This window comes from Alteromonas macleodii, assembly GCF_903772925.1.
Classification (GTDB): Bacteria; Pseudomonadota; Gammaproteobacteria; order Enterobacterales; family Alteromonadaceae; genus Alteromonas; species Alteromonas macleodii_A.
In genome coordinates this window covers 954,674-969,971 of the sequence record NZ_LR812090.1, presented here as the reverse complement: position 1 = coordinate 969,971, position 15,298 = coordinate 954,674, and the positions used below count along the sequence as shown (strand labels likewise).

Annotated in this window: 13 protein-coding genes; 11 read left to right on the top strand and 2 right to left on the bottom strand. The window is 45.7% G+C overall.

The annotated features are described in order from the left end of the window. Window positions 1-139 precede the first annotated feature (139 nt). The 5 genes from leuA to PCAR9_RS04245 all read left to right on the top strand — a co-directional run bounded on the left by leuA (window position 140) and on the right by PCAR9_RS04245 (window position 6,349). On the top strand, window positions 140-1,699 hold the full coding sequence (leuA, locus tag PCAR9_RS04265; protein WP_179982553.1) for a 2-isopropylmalate synthase: 1,560 nt from the start codon (window positions 140-142) through the stop codon (window positions 1,697-1,699). Further along, window positions 1,700-2,797 (top strand): 3-isopropylmalate dehydrogenase, encoded by a 1,098-nt coding sequence (gene leuB / locus PCAR9_RS04260; protein ID WP_179982552.1) that lies wholly within the window; start codon window positions 1,700-1,702, stop codon window positions 2,795-2,797. Between the two features lie 9 nt (window positions 2,798-2,806). Then, the gene (gene leuC / locus PCAR9_RS04255; RefSeq protein WP_179982551.1) at window positions 2,807-4,207 is read left to right on the top strand and encodes a 3-isopropylmalate dehydratase large subunit; all 1,401 of its coding nucleotides are present in this window, start codon (window positions 2,807-2,809) and stop codon (window positions 4,205-4,207) included. A 3-nt stretch (window positions 4,208-4,210) separates the two neighbouring features. Next, window positions 4,211-4,816 carry a 3-isopropylmalate dehydratase small subunit gene (leuD, locus tag PCAR9_RS04250; protein ID WP_179982550.1) on the top strand — a complete coding sequence of 202 codons (606 nt, stop codon included), beginning with the start codon at window positions 4,211-4,213 and terminating at the stop codon, window positions 4,814-4,816. 336 nt (window positions 4,817-5,152) lie between these two features. Then, a complete protein-coding gene (locus PCAR9_RS04245; protein ID WP_179982549.1) occupies window positions 5,153-6,349 on the top strand; it encodes a cyclic di-GMP phosphodiesterase in 1,197 nt (398 codons plus the stop codon). A 122-nt stretch (window positions 6,350-6,471) separates the two neighbouring features. On the opposite strand, the gene PCAR9_RS04240 is transcribed toward PCAR9_RS04245, so the two are convergent. Continuing rightward, window positions 6,472-7,647 carry a general secretion pathway protein GspB gene (locus PCAR9_RS04240; protein WP_179982548.1) on the bottom strand — a complete coding sequence of 392 codons (1,176 nt, stop codon included), beginning with the start codon at window positions 7,645-7,647 and terminating at the stop codon, window positions 6,472-6,474. Continuing rightward, on the bottom strand, window positions 7,640-8,551 hold the full coding sequence (locus tag PCAR9_RS04235) for an ExeA family protein (protein WP_179982547.1): 912 nt from the start codon (window positions 8,549-8,551) through the stop codon (window positions 7,640-7,642). The genes PCAR9_RS04240 and PCAR9_RS04235 overlap by 8 nt, the downstream gene beginning before the upstream one ends. A 220-nt stretch (window positions 8,552-8,771) precedes the next feature. On the opposite strand from PCAR9_RS04235, the gene PCAR9_RS04230 reads away from it, so the two are divergent. From PCAR9_RS04230 to hemW, 6 genes are all read left to right on the top strand, one after another. After that, window positions 8,772-9,953 (top strand): tRNA nucleotidyltransferase/poly(A) polymerase-related protein, encoded by a 1,182-nt coding sequence (locus PCAR9_RS04230; protein ID WP_179982546.1) that lies wholly within the window; start codon window positions 8,772-8,774, stop codon window positions 9,951-9,953. A 10-nt stretch (window positions 9,954-9,963) separates the two neighbouring features. After that, window positions 9,964-10,998, top strand: a complete 1,035-nt coding sequence (locus PCAR9_RS04225) for a WD40 repeat domain-containing protein (RefSeq protein WP_179982545.1) — start codon at window positions 9,964-9,966, stop codon at window positions 10,996-10,998. 274 nt (window positions 10,999-11,272) lie between these two features. Next, a complete protein-coding gene (locus PCAR9_RS04220) occupies window positions 11,273-11,986 on the top strand; it encodes a hypothetical protein (RefSeq protein ID WP_179982544.1) in 714 nt (237 codons plus the stop codon). A 73-nt stretch (window positions 11,987-12,059) separates the two neighbouring features. After that, on the top strand, window positions 12,060-13,286 hold the full coding sequence (gene srmB, locus PCAR9_RS04215) for an ATP-dependent RNA helicase SrmB (RefSeq protein WP_179982543.1): 1,227 nt from the start codon (window positions 12,060-12,062) through the stop codon (window positions 13,284-13,286). A gap of 210 nt (window positions 13,287-13,496) precedes the next feature. After that, complete coding sequence (gene rdgB / locus PCAR9_RS04210) at window positions 13,497-14,099, top strand: RdgB/HAM1 family non-canonical purine NTP pyrophosphatase (RefSeq protein ID WP_179982542.1); 603 nt, start codon at window positions 13,497-13,499, stop codon at window positions 14,097-14,099. Next, on the top strand, window positions 14,092-15,231 hold the full coding sequence (gene hemW, locus PCAR9_RS04205; RefSeq protein WP_179982541.1) for a radical SAM family heme chaperone HemW: 1,140 nt from the start codon (window positions 14,092-14,094) through the stop codon (window positions 15,229-15,231). The genes rdgB and hemW overlap by 8 nt, the downstream gene beginning before the upstream one ends. The last annotated feature ends 67 nt before the right edge of the window (window positions 15,232-15,298 follow it).

Here is a 15,298-nt window from a genome sequence, read left to right as displayed (position 1 = left end):
ATGCGTATTCGTTTTCTTCTTCTATCTCTACTCCTTATGGCAGCCAGACTGCACGGGTAGATTGCGACCAGCGATTTAATTTCACAAAAACCCGTGCTCAGCACGGGTTTTTTTTTAACTATTCAACTGAGAGAGCGTCATGACAAATCAAGTGAAGATCTTTGATACCACATTGCGAGACGGTGAGCAGGCCTTACCTGCAAGCCTAAGTGCCAAAGAGAAATTACAGATCGCGCTGGCGCTCGAACGCTTAGGCGTAGATATTATTGAGGCGGGTTTTCCCGTGTCTTCTCCTGGTGACTTCCGCTCTGTACAAATGATTGCAAAAGAGGTTAAAAACTCTGTTGTTTGTGGCCTATCTCGTGCTTTGCCAGGCGATATTGATGCCTGTGGTCAAGCGCTAAGCGTTGCCGAACAATTCCGTATTCATACCTTTATTGCAACGTCGGAAATTCACGTTGGCGCTAAGCTTCGCAAGTCACAAGATGAAATTGTTGAAATGGCGGTGAAGGCGGTTAAGCATGCTCGTCAGTACACAGATGACGTAGAATTTTCGTGCGAAGACGCTGGCCGTACTCACATCGACTATCTATGCCGCATGGTAGAAGCTGCGATTAATGCCGGTGCAACTACCGTTAATATCCCAGATACAGTGGGCTACACTACCCCCACAGAGTTTGGCGGTATCATCCAGCAGTTGTTTAACCGTGTACCTAATATCGACAAAGCCACAATCTCTGTTCACTGTCATAACGACTTGGGTTTAGCTGTTGCGAATTCGTTGGCAGCCGTTGAGCAAGGTGCCAGACAGGTTGAATGTACGATAAACGGTATTGGCGAGCGCGCTGGTAATGCATCGCTTGAAGAGATAGCCATGATCTTAAAAACCCGTAAGAGCATGTTAGGCATTGATACTAATATCAATTCAACCGAAATTTCACGTACCTCTAAATTGGTGAGCCAGCTTTGTAATATGCCGGTTCAGGCAAACAAAGCCATCGTAGGTGCCAATGCGTTTAGTCACTCTTCAGGCATTCACCAAGATGGTGTCTTAAAAGCGCAAAATACCTATGAAATTATGACGCCGGAAAGTGTAGGCATTAATAAGAATAATCTAAACCTAACCTCTCGCTCTGGTCGCCATGTAATTAAGCACCGCTTAACAGAGTTAGGTTACAAAGCAGAAGATTACGACTTAGAGGCAGTGTACGACGCCTTCTTAAAGCTAGCCGATAAGAAAGGTCAAGTATACGATTACGACCTTGAAGCCTTGTTGTTCTTCGATAAGCAAAAGCACGACCAAGCACACTTCCAGTTGCTTTATCTTCAAGCTAATTCAGGGCGTGAAATTATTCCAAGCGCCACCGTTAAGATGAAAGTGGGCACTGAAGAAATTACCCAGTCTAGCATTGGAAACGGCCCGGTAGATGCGGCTTATAAGGCCATAATGTCTATACTAGGTCACGAAGATTTAGAAGTTGTCGACTTTAAACTAGATTCAAAAGGTGAAGGCGCCGATGCCTTGGCGCAAGTGAGCGTTATCGCCACATATAAAGGTCGCCGTTTCCACGGGATCGGGCTTGCTACAGACATTGTAGAAGCCGGCGTTAAAGCCCTTATCTTTGTATTAAATAACACATATTTGGCCGATCAAATTGATCAGCAAAAAAACCAACAAGAACGCGTTGCAGGAGTATAAATGAGCCAGTATTCAATTGCCGTATTAGCCGGAGACGGTATCGGCCCAGAAGTTATGCAGGAAGCCAATAAGGTTTTAGATGCTGTTGAAAAGAAGTTTAACGTCACCCTAAACCGCACTGCATATCCTGTAGGTGGCTACGCCATTGATACTGAAGGTGAAGCTCTGCCCTCTAAAACCTTGCTGGGCTGCGAGCAAGCCGATGCAATTTTATTTGGCAGTATCGGTGGCCCTAAATGGGACACTTTACCGCTAGAGCAGCGCCCAGAGCGTGCTGCACTGCTTACCCTTCGTAGCCATTTCGACTTGTTCAGCAACTTACGCCCTGCTCGCATTTACCCGGGCCTTGAAAACTTATCTCCTCTTCGAGAAGACATTGCGAAATCAGGCGTAGATGTTTTAGTAGTTCGCGAATTAACTAGCGGAATCTATTTTGGTCAACCAAAAGGTCGTGAAGGTGAAGGCGAAGAAGAATTCGCGTATGACACCATGCGCTATAGCAAACGTGAAATTCGCCGTATTGCTATTGCGGCGTTTGAAGCAGCACAAAAGCGTCGTGGTAAAGTTACCTCAGTCGATAAAGCTAATGTTCTGGTTACTAGCCGTCTATGGCGTGAAATTACTGAAGAAGTAGCAAAAGACTACCCAGATGTAGAGCTTGATCATATCTACATCGACAATGCCACTATGCAGATTATGAAGAACCCAGCGCAGTTCGATGTAATGCTGTGTTCAAACCTTTTTGGCGATATCGTTTCTGATGAATGCGCCATGATGACAGGCTCTATGGGCTTGTTGCCATCGGCAAGTATGAACGAAGATGGCTTTGGCCTTTATGAGCCAGCAGGCGGTTCAGCGCCTGATATTGCAGGCCAAGGTATTGCTAACCCTATCGCACAGATTTTATCAGCCGCTATGATGCTTCGTTTTAGCATGAACTTGGGCGATGCCGCAGACGCAGTTGAAAAAGCAGTCGTAGCGACACTAGAAGCAGGTGTACTTACAGGCGAGTTATTACCTGCAGATAAACGCAGCCAAGCGGCAAGCACGTCACAAGTGGGCGATGAAATCGTTAAACAATTAATGGCGCAGGAGTAAAATAACCTCATGGCCAAGACCTTATATGACAAAGTGTGGCAGGCCCACATTATTGACCAAATCGGTGAAGACAGCTTAATTTATATCGACCGTCACTTAATTCACGAAGTAACGTCTCCTCAGGCATTTGCTGGCCTTAATGAAAAAGGCCGTAAAGTACGACGTCCTGATCGCACGGTTGGCACAATGGATCACAGCATTTCGACTCGTTCATTGGCAATCGATGCCTGTGGTCCGGCGAATGCGCTTCAGCTACAAACCTTGGCAAAAAACTGTGAAGAACACGGCATTCAGCTATTTCCAGTAGGTCACCAGAAGCAAGGTATTGTGCACGTAATGGGCCCGGAATTAGGGTTAATTCAGCCAGGCATGACGGTGGTGTGTGGTGACTCACACACTGCGACTCACGGTGCATTTGGTGCGCTGGCTTTTGGTATTGGTACCTCTCAGGTAGAGCACGTACTGGCCACGCAAACGTTGAAACAAAGCCGCGCGAAAAGCATGCTTATCAACGTAAATGGCAAGCTTCCTGTCGGTATTACCGCAAAAGACATTATTCTTGCCATTATCGGCAAAATTGGCCACGCTGGCGCTACTGGCCATGTTATCGAATACGCGGGTGAAGCTATCCGCGGTTTGAGCATGGAAGAGCGCATGACGGTGTGTAACATGAGTATTGAAGCTGGCGCGAAAGCTGGCCTCGTTGCACCAGATGAAACAACATTCGCCTACCTTGAAGGTCGCGAATACGCGCCGAAAGGCCAAGACTGGGAAGACGCAGTCGCCTATTGGAAGACCCTTTATACCGAAGAAGGTGCTACTTTTGATACTGTGGTTGAACTTGAAGCGGCAGATATTGCTCCTCAGGTTACTTGGGGTACCAACCCAGGCCAGGTCATTGGCGTAAACACGCCAGTTCCAGCCCCTGAAGATTTTAGCGACCCAATTGAAAAAGAAAGCGCAGTAAAAGCACTTGAATACATGGGTTTGAAGCCAGGCGAAAAGTTAGCTGATATTCCGGTAAATCACGTATTTATTGGCTCATGTACTAATGGACGTATTGAAGATATGCGTGCAGCGGCACAAATTGCCAAGCGCGGTAAAGTAGCAGACTCAGTGACTGCCATTGTAGTGCCAGGCTCAGGTAATGTTAAACGCCAAGCTGAAGCCGAAGGCTTAGATAAAATTTTTACCGATGCAGGTTTTGAATGGCGCTTGCCGGGCTGCTCAATGTGCCTTGGTATGAATGATGACAAATTAGTAGCTGGCGATAGATGTGCTTCTACCAGTAACCGTAACTTTGAAGGCCGTCAAGGCCGTGGGGCGCGTACTCACTTAGTAAGCCCAGCAATGGCTGCCGCTGCGGCAATTACCGGTCGCTTTGCTGACGTTAGAGATTATCAGGAGTAAGTTATGTCTGAACAAGGTTTTACACAACACACAGGCATTGCTGCGCCGCTTGATCAGGCCAATGTCGATACCGACCAAATTATTCCAAAGCAGTTTCTAACCGGCGTAACGCGTGCTGGCTACGGCAAGCATTTGTTTCACGACTGGCGCTACTTGGACTTAGAAGAGAAAGAGCCAAACCCAGCGTTCGCGCTGAATAAGCCTGAGCATAAAGGTGCAAGCATATTGCTAGCTCGCGAAAATTTTGGCTGTGGCTCAAGCCGGGAACACGCGCCGTGGGCACTTGCCGACTTTGGTTTTAAAACGGTTATTGCCACCAGCTTTGCTGATATATTCTACGGCAACTGCATTAACAATCAGCTTGTTCCCGTTGCGCTATCTAGCGGACAAATGGACGAATTATTTGCGGCTGTTAAAGCAGATCCAACAACCAAGATTACTGTTGACCTTCCTGCGCAAACCGTGAGTTTTAAAGATACTAGCTTCAGTTTTGACATTGCAGAGCATCACAAGAACAACCTGATTAAGGGTTTAGATGCCATCGGTCAAACATTGGAGCTTGCAAGTACAATTGAAGCTTTTGAAGGCAAGCAGCCAGCTTGGTTGTAAGCGTTAAACAAGGTGTGACGTAAAACATAAAACGTCTAGAGCTTGAAAAAGAGCGCTACCGCAAGTTAGCGCTTTTTTATTTTTTCCTTCCAAGCATTTATCTAAACTTCTCGCTGCTTCGAAGTGTGTCACGACTAAATGCTAAATGTTGCTGCCTAATAAGAAGCAACGTTTCTTATTTTTTGTGTGCCTTAATAAAAAGCATATACATTGAAACAGCAAGACTTAACTATACTAAAGGTTAATAAACCCCTCACTTTTTCCACTGGAATATCGTATTATTTGTCTCTAATGTAGTAAAAGGCTATGGCAACACTGTGCCGTACAGGAGAGATAATGTTAGAACAGGTACCCATTGATGATTTGCAGCCTGGGATGTACGTCAATCAAGTACTTGAACAAACAGGTTCACTTAAAATGCGCTCTAAGGGTATTGTAAAAACTCAAGCTATCATTGATAGCCTTAGAGCTAAGGGAATTCTTACAGTAGAAGTAGACCTAGCCAAGTCAAAGCTTCCTAGAACGCCAGAAGCCCCAGAGCCATCAAAAGAAGAAACACCACAACCTACAAAAGCACCGGTTAAGTCATTAGGCCGCGATTCAATTAATGAGGCTAGTGAACTTTACAATAGTGCGCTTACTATACAGAGTAGCTTTCTAAAATCACTTCAAAAAGGTGCAGTGACCGATCTTTCTCCCATGGAGTCGCTATCCCACAGCCTCATAGAAAGTGTATTTGACAATAAGGACGCGCTCAGCTGCCTTACCATGATCAAAGATACAGACCAATACCTTTTAGAGCACAGCATCAATTGCAGTGTACTTAGCGGTATTTTCTGTGAGTTTCTAGGTTTTGACAGAGACACTACTGAGCAGGTGAGTTTAGGTGCTCTTTTAATGGACATTGGCATGTCTTCACTACCTGATGAAATTCGCAACAACACAGGTGAATTGTCTAGCAACGATTGGGAAGTAATGAAAACCCATGTTGAAATTGGTGCAGACTTAGTCGAACAATTCGGTGATATATCTGATTTATCGCTTTGCATTATCAAACAACATCACGAGCGCGTGGATGGTAGCGGCTACCCTAATGGGCTGGTCGGTGACGAGATTTCAGAGTTCGCCCGTATTGCCGCTATCGTAGATGCTTACGATGCCATGACATCTAACCGCATTCATCAAAAAAGCATTACTCCTACACAAGCTCTTAAACGCCTTACGGCGACGGAGAACTTAGATCAGGAGCTGGTAAAGCAATTTATACAATGTATTGGTGTGCACCCTGTAGGTTCATTGGTTCGCCTTAAAAGCGGAAAGTTAGGGATCGTAAGTAAAATTAACCCTAAAGATCCAGTAAGCCCTCATGTTATGACTTTCTACAGCGTTACTTCACAACATTTTAATGAAGTGAAACGAATTGATTTAAGCCAATATGATGATGAGATTGTTTCAGGGGTGCGCCCAGAAGAGTTCAGCTTAAACCTGCCTAAATTTTTCAAAGACGTTTTCGTAAATCAAATGCCGCTGTAAACCCATTTCAGGCATATTGTTGGCAAAGAAAAATATTGCATAAAGGCCCTGGATACAGGGCCTTTTTTACATAGTAAGCACAGTATTTCTGATGGGTATTTCTACTCTAAACGATGAAACGACTACCAGTCAGTTAATGCCGCCATGGTAAAAATTTCATCTTCAAAAGAAAGCACCACACGCTGCGCTTCAATATTCACAATTTGCACTCTATCGGCAATCCAGTCGCCCTCGCCTATCTGACGTCCATTTACTCTGACCCACCTATCAGCTGGTCGAGAAGCATACATGTGTGCACTAAAATTCATCGTAGGAAGGCGCGTTAACAAGCGAACGGGCAACTGATCGACACGAGGCAGGTCGTCCTTAACTGTGATTTTTGTTTCTTCCTCGGCGGGTGTATCGTCTTGCGCTTTTGAATCCAAAGCTGCCACAGCAGCGTTAAAGCGCGCCATAAGCTCTGGCGACACCAATACGTCAGATTGAGCTTCGGATTCGTTTAACACTTTTCCTTCGTAATCTTGCGAAGAAAGAGTGTCGCTTGAATTATCTCCCTGTGTAGCCGCTACATTTTCATCTGCTTTATTGCTTCGCGCAATGTCAGGCTGGGTTTTTGGCTCTATGGCTGCTTCGCTAGAAGAGGGCGTGTTGGCAACTATATCGACAGCTTCGTCTTTAGGAACATTCGAACTGCCACTTTGTGTACCTGTCTGGTCTGTAGGTTGTGTTTGTTCACTTTGATTTTCCGAAGTAGCGGGCATTTCGCTACTTTTTTGCGTAGCGACAAGCTCCGAAGTGTCATCGCTTTTGTCTTTCTTTGAAGCACTGGCTTCGGACGCTGTCGTAGGTGCCGCCGCGGGCGCCGTTAGCATCGGCCACCAGCGCTTGGCGGTAGCTGCGGAAAAGCCAATGCATAAGCCGCCAAGTATAACTACAGCAAAAAGCGCAACTTGCTTGGTGTAAAGCTTCCATGCTGACGGAAGCCCTTCTACTGTGGGTAAAAACAAGCTTCGATTAAACTGCTCGTTAAGGGATTTATCAAATTTGGCGGTAGTGTCGTGCTCGCCCCGAAGCAAAGCTTGGGTTTGCGTTCTGTGATGTGTTGTTGCAGGTGCTATTTCCACCGTTTGCTCAGGGTCTATTTCAACTTCTTGCACACCCATTTCAGACAGGCCCTGTACCATGGCCTCGCTGGTCACTAAGCCCGACTTCCTAATTTTCACCGGCCCGTTCTGCTTTATGATTTGGACAATCACCATGCCGGGCGTTAAATTTTCAATGGTAACGATATTAGACATACAAGCTCCCTAACCCGTAACCGAAAAGAATGGCCAAAACAAACACCGATGCTAAATACCATTTACGCTGACTTTGCACCCGTTGACTTACTACATCTGCGCCAAGAATTTGCTCTGCCGCGGCCAAGAATATAGGCTTTTGCACAACGGCATGCTGCTTTGTGAAAGATAAGGTTAAGGCTCGGTCGCACAGCAAATTAATTACCCTTGGAATTCCACCTGTAATTTGATGCACCGCGCGCAATGTAGACTTACTGAAAATACTGATATCACCGTCGGCTACGCTCAAGCGATGAGCAATATAGGCACTTACCTCGGGCGCAGTTAAGGGCAATAAATGATATCTAGCAGTAATACGCTGGGCAAGCTGGCGCAACTCGTTGCGCTTTAATAGCTGTTGTAATTCGGGCTGACCAATCAGTACGACCTTTAACAGCTTTTCACGGTTTGTTTCAAGGTTGGTCAATAAACGAAGTTGCTCTAATACTTCAGGCAGTAGATGCTGCGCTTCATCTACCATAAGTACCGTGTTAATGCCTGCTTGGTGATTTTCTGCCAGTTTAGACAAAATTAAATCAGTAAAATACTTAAGGCTGGCTTTCTCTGGTGTATAGGGTAAGCCTAGTTCATCACAAACCGTAGCTAATAGCTCAAGAGCAGATAAGGTAGGGTTTAATATCATAGCTACCTGGGTATTGTCCGGTAGCTGCTGCAACAATTTTCTTGAAACTGTGGTTTTCCCAGTGCCCACTTCTCCGGTAAGCATCACGAAACCACCGCTTTCTCTGAGGCCAAAGGTCAAATGGGCCAAAGCCTCTTTGTGCCTTGGACTCATATACAAATAATCGGGGTTAGGCGCAATCGAAAAAGGATTGTCATTTAACCCGAAGTAGTTCAAATACATGGTTGCTGAAGCGCCTATCTGTTTTAATTTTTAACGACGATTAAACTACCAGACGCAACCTTGAAGTGAAAGCGCATAACGATGTGGCTACGAATTTTATTTGTAACATTGCTATACTGCGCCTCTGTTACCTTGGGAAGGTTGATTTTCGTTACACGTCAAAAGTCGATGTATTCCCAATCTAAAAAAGTATTACTGACTAAAAAATCGTTGGAAGAGCATGCAAGTATATCTCGTTGGTGGCGCAGTGCGTGACGCACTGTTAAACAGAAAAGTTGTTGAACGCGACTATGTCGTGGTGGGCGCCACGCCAGAAGAAATGCTCAGCCAGGGTTTTACCCAAGTAGGCAAAGACTTCCCTGTTTTTTTACACCCTAAAACACAGGAAGAATACGCACTTGCACGTACAGAACGTAAGTCAGGAAAAGGTTACACCGGTTTTGTATGCGATGCGTCAAGCTCGGTGACGTTAGAAGAAGATTTGTTACGCCGGGACCTTACCGTTAATGCGATAGCGCAAGACAACTATGGAAAACTCATCGACCCCTATGGTGGTAAAAAAGATTTAGAAAACCGCGTACTTCGCCACGTATCTGAAGCCTTTAGTGAAGACCCTCTACGCGTATTTCGCGTTGCTCGGTTTGCAACCCGCTATGCTTATTTAGGGTTTACTATCGCCACTGAAACCATGGCACTTATGCAGTCTATGGCGCAAAGCGGCGAGTTAAGCACGCTAAGTGCTGAGCGGGTATGGCAAGAAACAAAGCGTAGTCTTTTAGAGAAAACACCGCATGTTTTTTTCACTGTATTAAACCAAGCCCACGGTCTTAATGACTGGTTTACTGAGCTTGAAAGTAACTTAGATACTGCTTTGGCAACATTAAAAACGGCGGTAGATCTAGAAAAGGCTAAAAATGAGAGCTTTGTTAAAGACACGGGTTCAGAAACCCCATTACCTGACAGCAGCAATTCAGAAACCGCTAGGCTGATAACAAGATTTACTGCTCTGCTCTCTCACCTTGGTGAGGAGGATGCGAAGCACTTATGTAGCCGACTGAAAGTGCAAAACCAAGTTAGTGAGATTGTCATCCTTGCCTGCAAATTCAAAGATTTTCTATTGACTATGCAGAACTCTCCCGCCGACCTCCTCGCCTTATTCAATGGCTGTGATGCATGGAGAAGAGAGGAGCGTTTTACATTATTGCTTAGCGCTTTTGCGCCTTATGCTCATAGCAAAGGCGTAGATTGGCAAGAACAACAAAAGCGCATCGAAAATGCATTAGCTGCCGCCAAACAAGTGAACGTGCAAGACATCATTGCCACCGGCGTTAAAGGCCCCGAAATAAAAGACGCGCTTAACCAAGCAAAGTTATCTGCTATTGCCTCGATTAATAATCAATAGTGGTAAAGCAATGATCGAAAGAAAAACGAACGGATGCTTTCTCTCACCTTTAGCGTCACCACTTTTTTATTTACTTTGCACCGTTCTCCTTGCGCTTTCTGGTTGCACTGAAGAGACGCGCGTATTACCTGTTCACGAGTTTCGCTTTACCCAAGAGCCAGTGAGGAAAGCTGCGCTTTCGGAGGATGCCCGTCTTGCGGCATTCATTTTTGACGACTCCTCGGTGTCTGTTTGGGATGTTGATGAAAAACGAGAGCGCTACAAATGGCACAGTGACGTGCTTGATGAAGAGTCACTGCACCTCATTACGTTTTCCAAAGACAAGGCATGGTTAGCGCTCACAGGCTATTGGAGCACTACACTGATTAACTTGCACTCAGGTGATGTGGTAGGTAGTTGGCATTTTAGTGGTAAAGATCTCGGCGCCACAGCGTCATCAACTTCCCTATCTCACCATGGTGACAGCGCACTAGTTGGTATGACCGATGGTACCGTATTGCTACTAAATTTTGATAACGGCACTGCATTGCAATACCAGCACAATACAATGAAAGTGCTTCATGTCGGCTATTTTTCTGATGACTATGCGTTTTCTGGAGGGATAGATAAGCGCTGGTTTCTATGGGATTTAGACAAAAACGATGTGTTGCTGGAAAGGCAATATCGCAGTCGAGTTACCGCTTCAGTGCTAGACAATAGAGCTCAGCGAGCTTTTATATCCGATGCGCTGAACAGCCACGAAATTATTGATCTCGCCACCCATGAAGTGATCTCTGAACTACAATTTATGGAACGTTTCCGCTTTTTCCGAAAAGGGTTATTTTTAGAAAACGGTGACTACCTTATGACAACATCACCCAAATCAGTGGTGACGCTATGGCATGCTAACTCTGGCGAGGAGATAGCCTCATGGGAAATTAAACGCTACTCAAGCGAAGCCACCACTCACGCTATTACACTTAACAAGGATGGTGATGTTGTTACCCTCTCCTCTGATGGCGTGCTTCAAAGCTGGGATTACCGCGCACTGATTACATCACTGTGATATACCTAATGCTTATACCGTCCCTCACAGCCTTTGCCCCACCTTTTTGCTAACAAGTTTTCGTTTACACAACTTAAGCATGTCGCTATTATCTAATTTAGATTACAAATGTAATCCTTAACTATATTTGTGCGTTCTTGTGCAACAGTTGCTCGCTAGTTATTCGTTGCTTGTTCGCAGCTCGTTAAATAATAACTTCAAAGCGCGCTTCGCTTTAAACAAACGATTCGCCCTTTTAAATGAAAAAATCTGGCATCGGCTTGGAGATTCTTAAGTGAAAAAAACAATAATAACGTACCTTATAACTTTAGCTTTTACCCTTGTAGTTAGTGGATGTGCAAGCCCCCCAACCGTCTACCTTTATGGCAAATATCTTGAGCCGTCCAAAGTTCAAGCCTTATCTGAACAGTTAACGGACCAAGGCTTGAATGTTGAAGTAAACGACTTTGATTTTCCTACATCCGTGTCTACAAATACGTTGCTCTATTCATTGCTGCTACAATCACCAGAAGCAATCGACAATACTACTAGCATCGCAGAGCATGCGGGTTACTCTATAAACCGTGTCCAATCGCTCACTCAAGGCAATCATTGGTATACTAAAAACTCTTTGGCGCTGTTCGTATTTCCTGACGGCAATCGCCCCCACGGAACCCTCCTTGCCCAAGATCTTATCCATAGCTATATCGCCAATAGATGTGGTAACGGCGAGCGCCTCACGCTGTATAAAGACGGTACGTATACCCTCACACTTCAAACGCCCACATCTTCAGAAGACGTAAAGGGTAAATGGAAGTATCGCCAGTTTCCTTACCTAGAGCTTCAAGAACCAAATTCACCGTACGCCAACTACTACTTCGAAATTTCACGGGTTGAAAGTGAGGATAAAGTGAGTAAGCTCGATTTGACGCACTTGCACTTACTCAACGCCAACAGTACCAACCCGTTAGCATCAGAATGTGTATTTACCTACGGTGTGCGAATTTAACGCCAGTTTTTCTCAATGTTTTGGTATAGCAATGCTACAATACGCCCCATTCATTTAGAGCGTTTTTTATACTATGACTTTCGAAGAACTCGAATTAGACGAAGCACTGTGTCACGCAGCTGCCGATATGGGGTTTGAAACTCCAACTAGCATTCAAGAACTGGTTATCCCGCATGCGTTGGATGGACGAGATATCTTGGCCTCTGCTCCTACAGGTACGGGTAAAACAGCCGCTTTCTTATTGCCTGCATGCCAGTTTTTACTTGATTATCCGCGCAGACAGCCTGGTGCTACACGTATTTTGATCCTAACGCCTACCCGCGAGTTAGCGCTACAGGTTTACGAACAAGCCCTAGCCATAACAAAGCATACACAAATTGTGTGCGGGGTAATAACCGGTGGTATTAACTACGGTACCGATAAAGAAACCTTAAGCAAGAATCTCGATATTCTTGTGGCCACGCCAGGTCGTTTGCTTGAGCATATCGAAAAAGAAGCCGCAGATTGCCGTGATATCGAGTGTTTAATTCTTGATGAAGCTGACCGCATGTTGGATATGGGTTTCTCAACGGTAGTTAACCAAATTGCTGCCGAAGCGCGCTGGCGCAAGCAAAACCTATTGTTCTCTGCCACGCTTGAAGGCAAAGGCGTTAAGACTTTCGCTCATGACATTCTTAACAATCCTGAAGTGATTGAAGCGAACCCATCGCGCAAAGAGAAGAACAAAATTCATCAATGGTATCACCTTGCTGACGACATGAATCACAAGCAAGCGTTGCTGGTGAATATTTTGAAGCAAGAAACAACGACGTCAGCGGTTGTGTTTGTGAAAACCCGCGAACGCCTGCAAATGCTTAAGGACTTCTTAGCCTCGAAAGATATTCCAGTGTGCTGGCTACAGGGTGAAATGCCACAAGACAAACGTATTGCAGCGCTAGCCCGTTTCAAAAGTGGTGAAGTACCTATCTTGCTGGCAACGGATGTTGCTGCCCGCGGTATTGATGTGCCTAACGTGAGCCATGTTATTAACTTCGACATGCCGCGCAAAGCCGACGTTTATGTTCACCGCATTGGCAGAACCGGCCGCGCTGGCGCCAAGGGCACGGCTATATCGTTAGTAGAAGCCCACGATTTTGACATGGTGGCCAAAACCTCGCGTTACATGGGCGAACCACTTAAAGCTCGCGTTATTGACGAGCTACGCCCTAAAAACAAAACGCCTAAAATTGGCCCGAAAAAGAAGAAAGTGAAGGCCAAAGACAAAGCCAAGGCAAAAGCTAAGCCTAAAAAGAAAAAGTAAAGAGTGCGAAAATAGTCGATCAGTAACATTCAAGTGAGTTAATGCGGTGGGCCAGGATGTAGGTGGAACATTGCCGACACAAACCCTCTGCCGCAGGGATGCGGCAGCGGAGCGCACATGGATGTGTTTACCGCGTGTTTGTGGAGGCAATGTTTCGCCCGCAGCCGCCGCCCACCGCTTTAGCTCACCGTCAGTTCAAAAGAGTACACAATGAAATTCCCAGAAAAAATTGTTTTAGCCACAGGTAACCAAGGCAAGGTGCGTGAGTTTGCATCTTTATTTGCAGATTACGGCGTAGACGTTGTGGCGCAAAAAGAATTAGGTGTATCTGATGTGCCTGAAACAGGTACAACATTCGTTGAAAATGCCATTATTAAAGCGCGTCATGCGGCACAAGTAACAGGCCTCCCTGCTATTGCTGACGACTCAGGTTTAGTAGTCGACGCCCTTGGCGGTGCACCCGGTATCTATTCAGCCCGCTATGCTGGCGCTGATGCAACTGATGACACCAATATTGACAAGCTATTAGCTGCCCTAGATGGCGAAACCCAGCGTAAAGCGCATTTCTTCTGTACATTAGTGTTTATGCGCCATGCTGACGACCCAGTACCATTAGTTAGCCAAGGTAAATGGCTAGGCGAAATTTTAACTGCTCGCTCTGGTAACGACGGTTTTGGTTACGACCCGGTATTTCACGTGCCAACTCATGGCTGCACTGCGGCAGAATTGGAGAAATCCGAAAAGAACCGTATTAGCCATCGCGGCAATGCCCTATCGATTTTGCTTGATAATATGAGAGCGACTTTTGCGTAATCCACCGCTTAGCCTTTATATCCACATTCCTTGGTGTGTTCAAAAGTGTCCGTACTGTGATTTTAACTCTCACGGGCTTAAATCTGATTTACCCGAAAAAGAATATGTGGCGCACCTGCTGGACGATTTAGCCATTGATGCCAAACGCATTGGCGACCGCCCTGTCGAGACAATCTTTATAGGCGGTGGCACGCCCAGTTTGTTTTCAAGCGAGTCCATGGCTGACATCTTAAACGGCGTAAAACAGCGGGTTAATTTGAGCGACACTGCTGAAATAACCATGGAAGCCAACCCAGGTACCGTTGAGGCAGGTAAGTTTGCGGGCTTTTATCAGGCAGGCGTAAACCGAATATCGGTGGGTATTCAAAGCTTTCAACCGAAGCATTTAAAAGTGCTAGGCCGTATTCACAATGAAAGCCAGGCTGAAAATGCGGTAAAACAAGCACACAGCGCAGGGCTACCCACGTTTAATTTAGATCTCATGCATGGTCTACCTGAGCAAAGCGTAGAGAATGCTATGGCAGACTTGCAGCAAGGTATTGAGCTAGCCCCTTACCATCTGTCGTGGTATCAGCTTACTATCGAGCCAAACACGCCTTTCTATTCCAAGCCGCCAGAGCTACCTGACGACGACATTCTGTGGGAAATACAGGAAAAAGGCCACAGCCTTTTAGAGCAGGCGGGTTATCAGCAGTATGAGATTTCAGGCTACGCTAAAGCAGGGCATCAATGCCGCCATAACCTTAATTACTGGCGCTTTGGCGACTACTTAGGCATTGGCTGTGGTGCCCACGGAAAGATTACCGATGCAACGAATGGCACAATTCACCGCACCGTTAAAGTGAAGCATCCAAGAGGCTACATGGAAATGAGCCGTCCGTATTTAGATACGCAAACGCTGGTTAACGCAGACGATTTACCTTTCGAGTTCTTTATGAACAGGTTTCGTTTAGTTGAACCTTGCCCAATAAGTGATTTTAGTGACTTCACAGGTACTGAGTTAACGGATGACGTTAAACGCGCATTGACTGATGCTCATCAGCAAGGGCTGCTTACTATTTCAGAGAGTCACTGGCAGGTAACTGCTAAAGGACGTAGATATCTTAACTCTCTGCTGTCGTGTTTCGTTTAGTCTTGCCGTTTTGAGTTAATCCAAAAGCTAGATCAAAAAAGCCTGCTCACGCAGGCTCTTCTGTCTT

What these genes read in the sequence shown, in the direction of transcription:
- leuA (WP_179982553.1), top strand. Translation starts at nt 140, where the DNA reads ATGACAAATCAAGTGAAGATCTTTGATACCACATTGCGAGACGGTGAG.
- leuB (WP_179982552.1), top strand. Translation starts at nt 1,700, where the DNA reads ATGAGCCAGTATTCAATTGCCGTATTAGCCGGAGACGGTATCGGCCCA.
- leuC (WP_179982551.1), top strand. Translation starts at nt 2,807, where the DNA reads ATGGCCAAGACCTTATATGACAAAGTGTGGCAGGCCCACATTATTGAC.
- leuD (WP_179982550.1), top strand. Translation starts at nt 4,211, where the DNA reads ATGTCTGAACAAGGTTTTACACAACACACAGGCATTGCTGCGCCGCTT.
- PCAR9_RS04245 (WP_179982549.1), top strand. Translation starts at nt 5,153, where the DNA reads ATGTTAGAACAGGTACCCATTGATGATTTGCAGCCTGGGATGTACGTC.
- PCAR9_RS04240 (WP_179982548.1), bottom strand. Translation starts at nt 7,647, where the DNA reads ATGTCTAATATCGTTACCATTGAAAATTTAACGCCCGGCATGGTGATT.
- PCAR9_RS04235 (WP_179982547.1), bottom strand. Translation starts at nt 8,551, where the DNA reads ATGTATTTGAACTACTTCGGGTTAAATGACAATCCTTTTTCGATTGCG.
- PCAR9_RS04230 (WP_179982546.1), top strand. Translation starts at nt 8,772, where the DNA reads ATGCAAGTATATCTCGTTGGTGGCGCAGTGCGTGACGCACTGTTAAAC.
- PCAR9_RS04225 (WP_179982545.1), top strand. Translation starts at nt 9,964, where the DNA reads ATGATCGAAAGAAAAACGAACGGATGCTTTCTCTCACCTTTAGCGTCA.
- srmB (WP_179982543.1), top strand. Translation starts at nt 12,060, where the DNA reads ATGACTTTCGAAGAACTCGAATTAGACGAAGCACTGTGTCACGCAGCT.
- rdgB (WP_179982542.1), top strand. Translation starts at nt 13,497, where the DNA reads ATGAAATTCCCAGAAAAAATTGTTTTAGCCACAGGTAACCAAGGCAAG.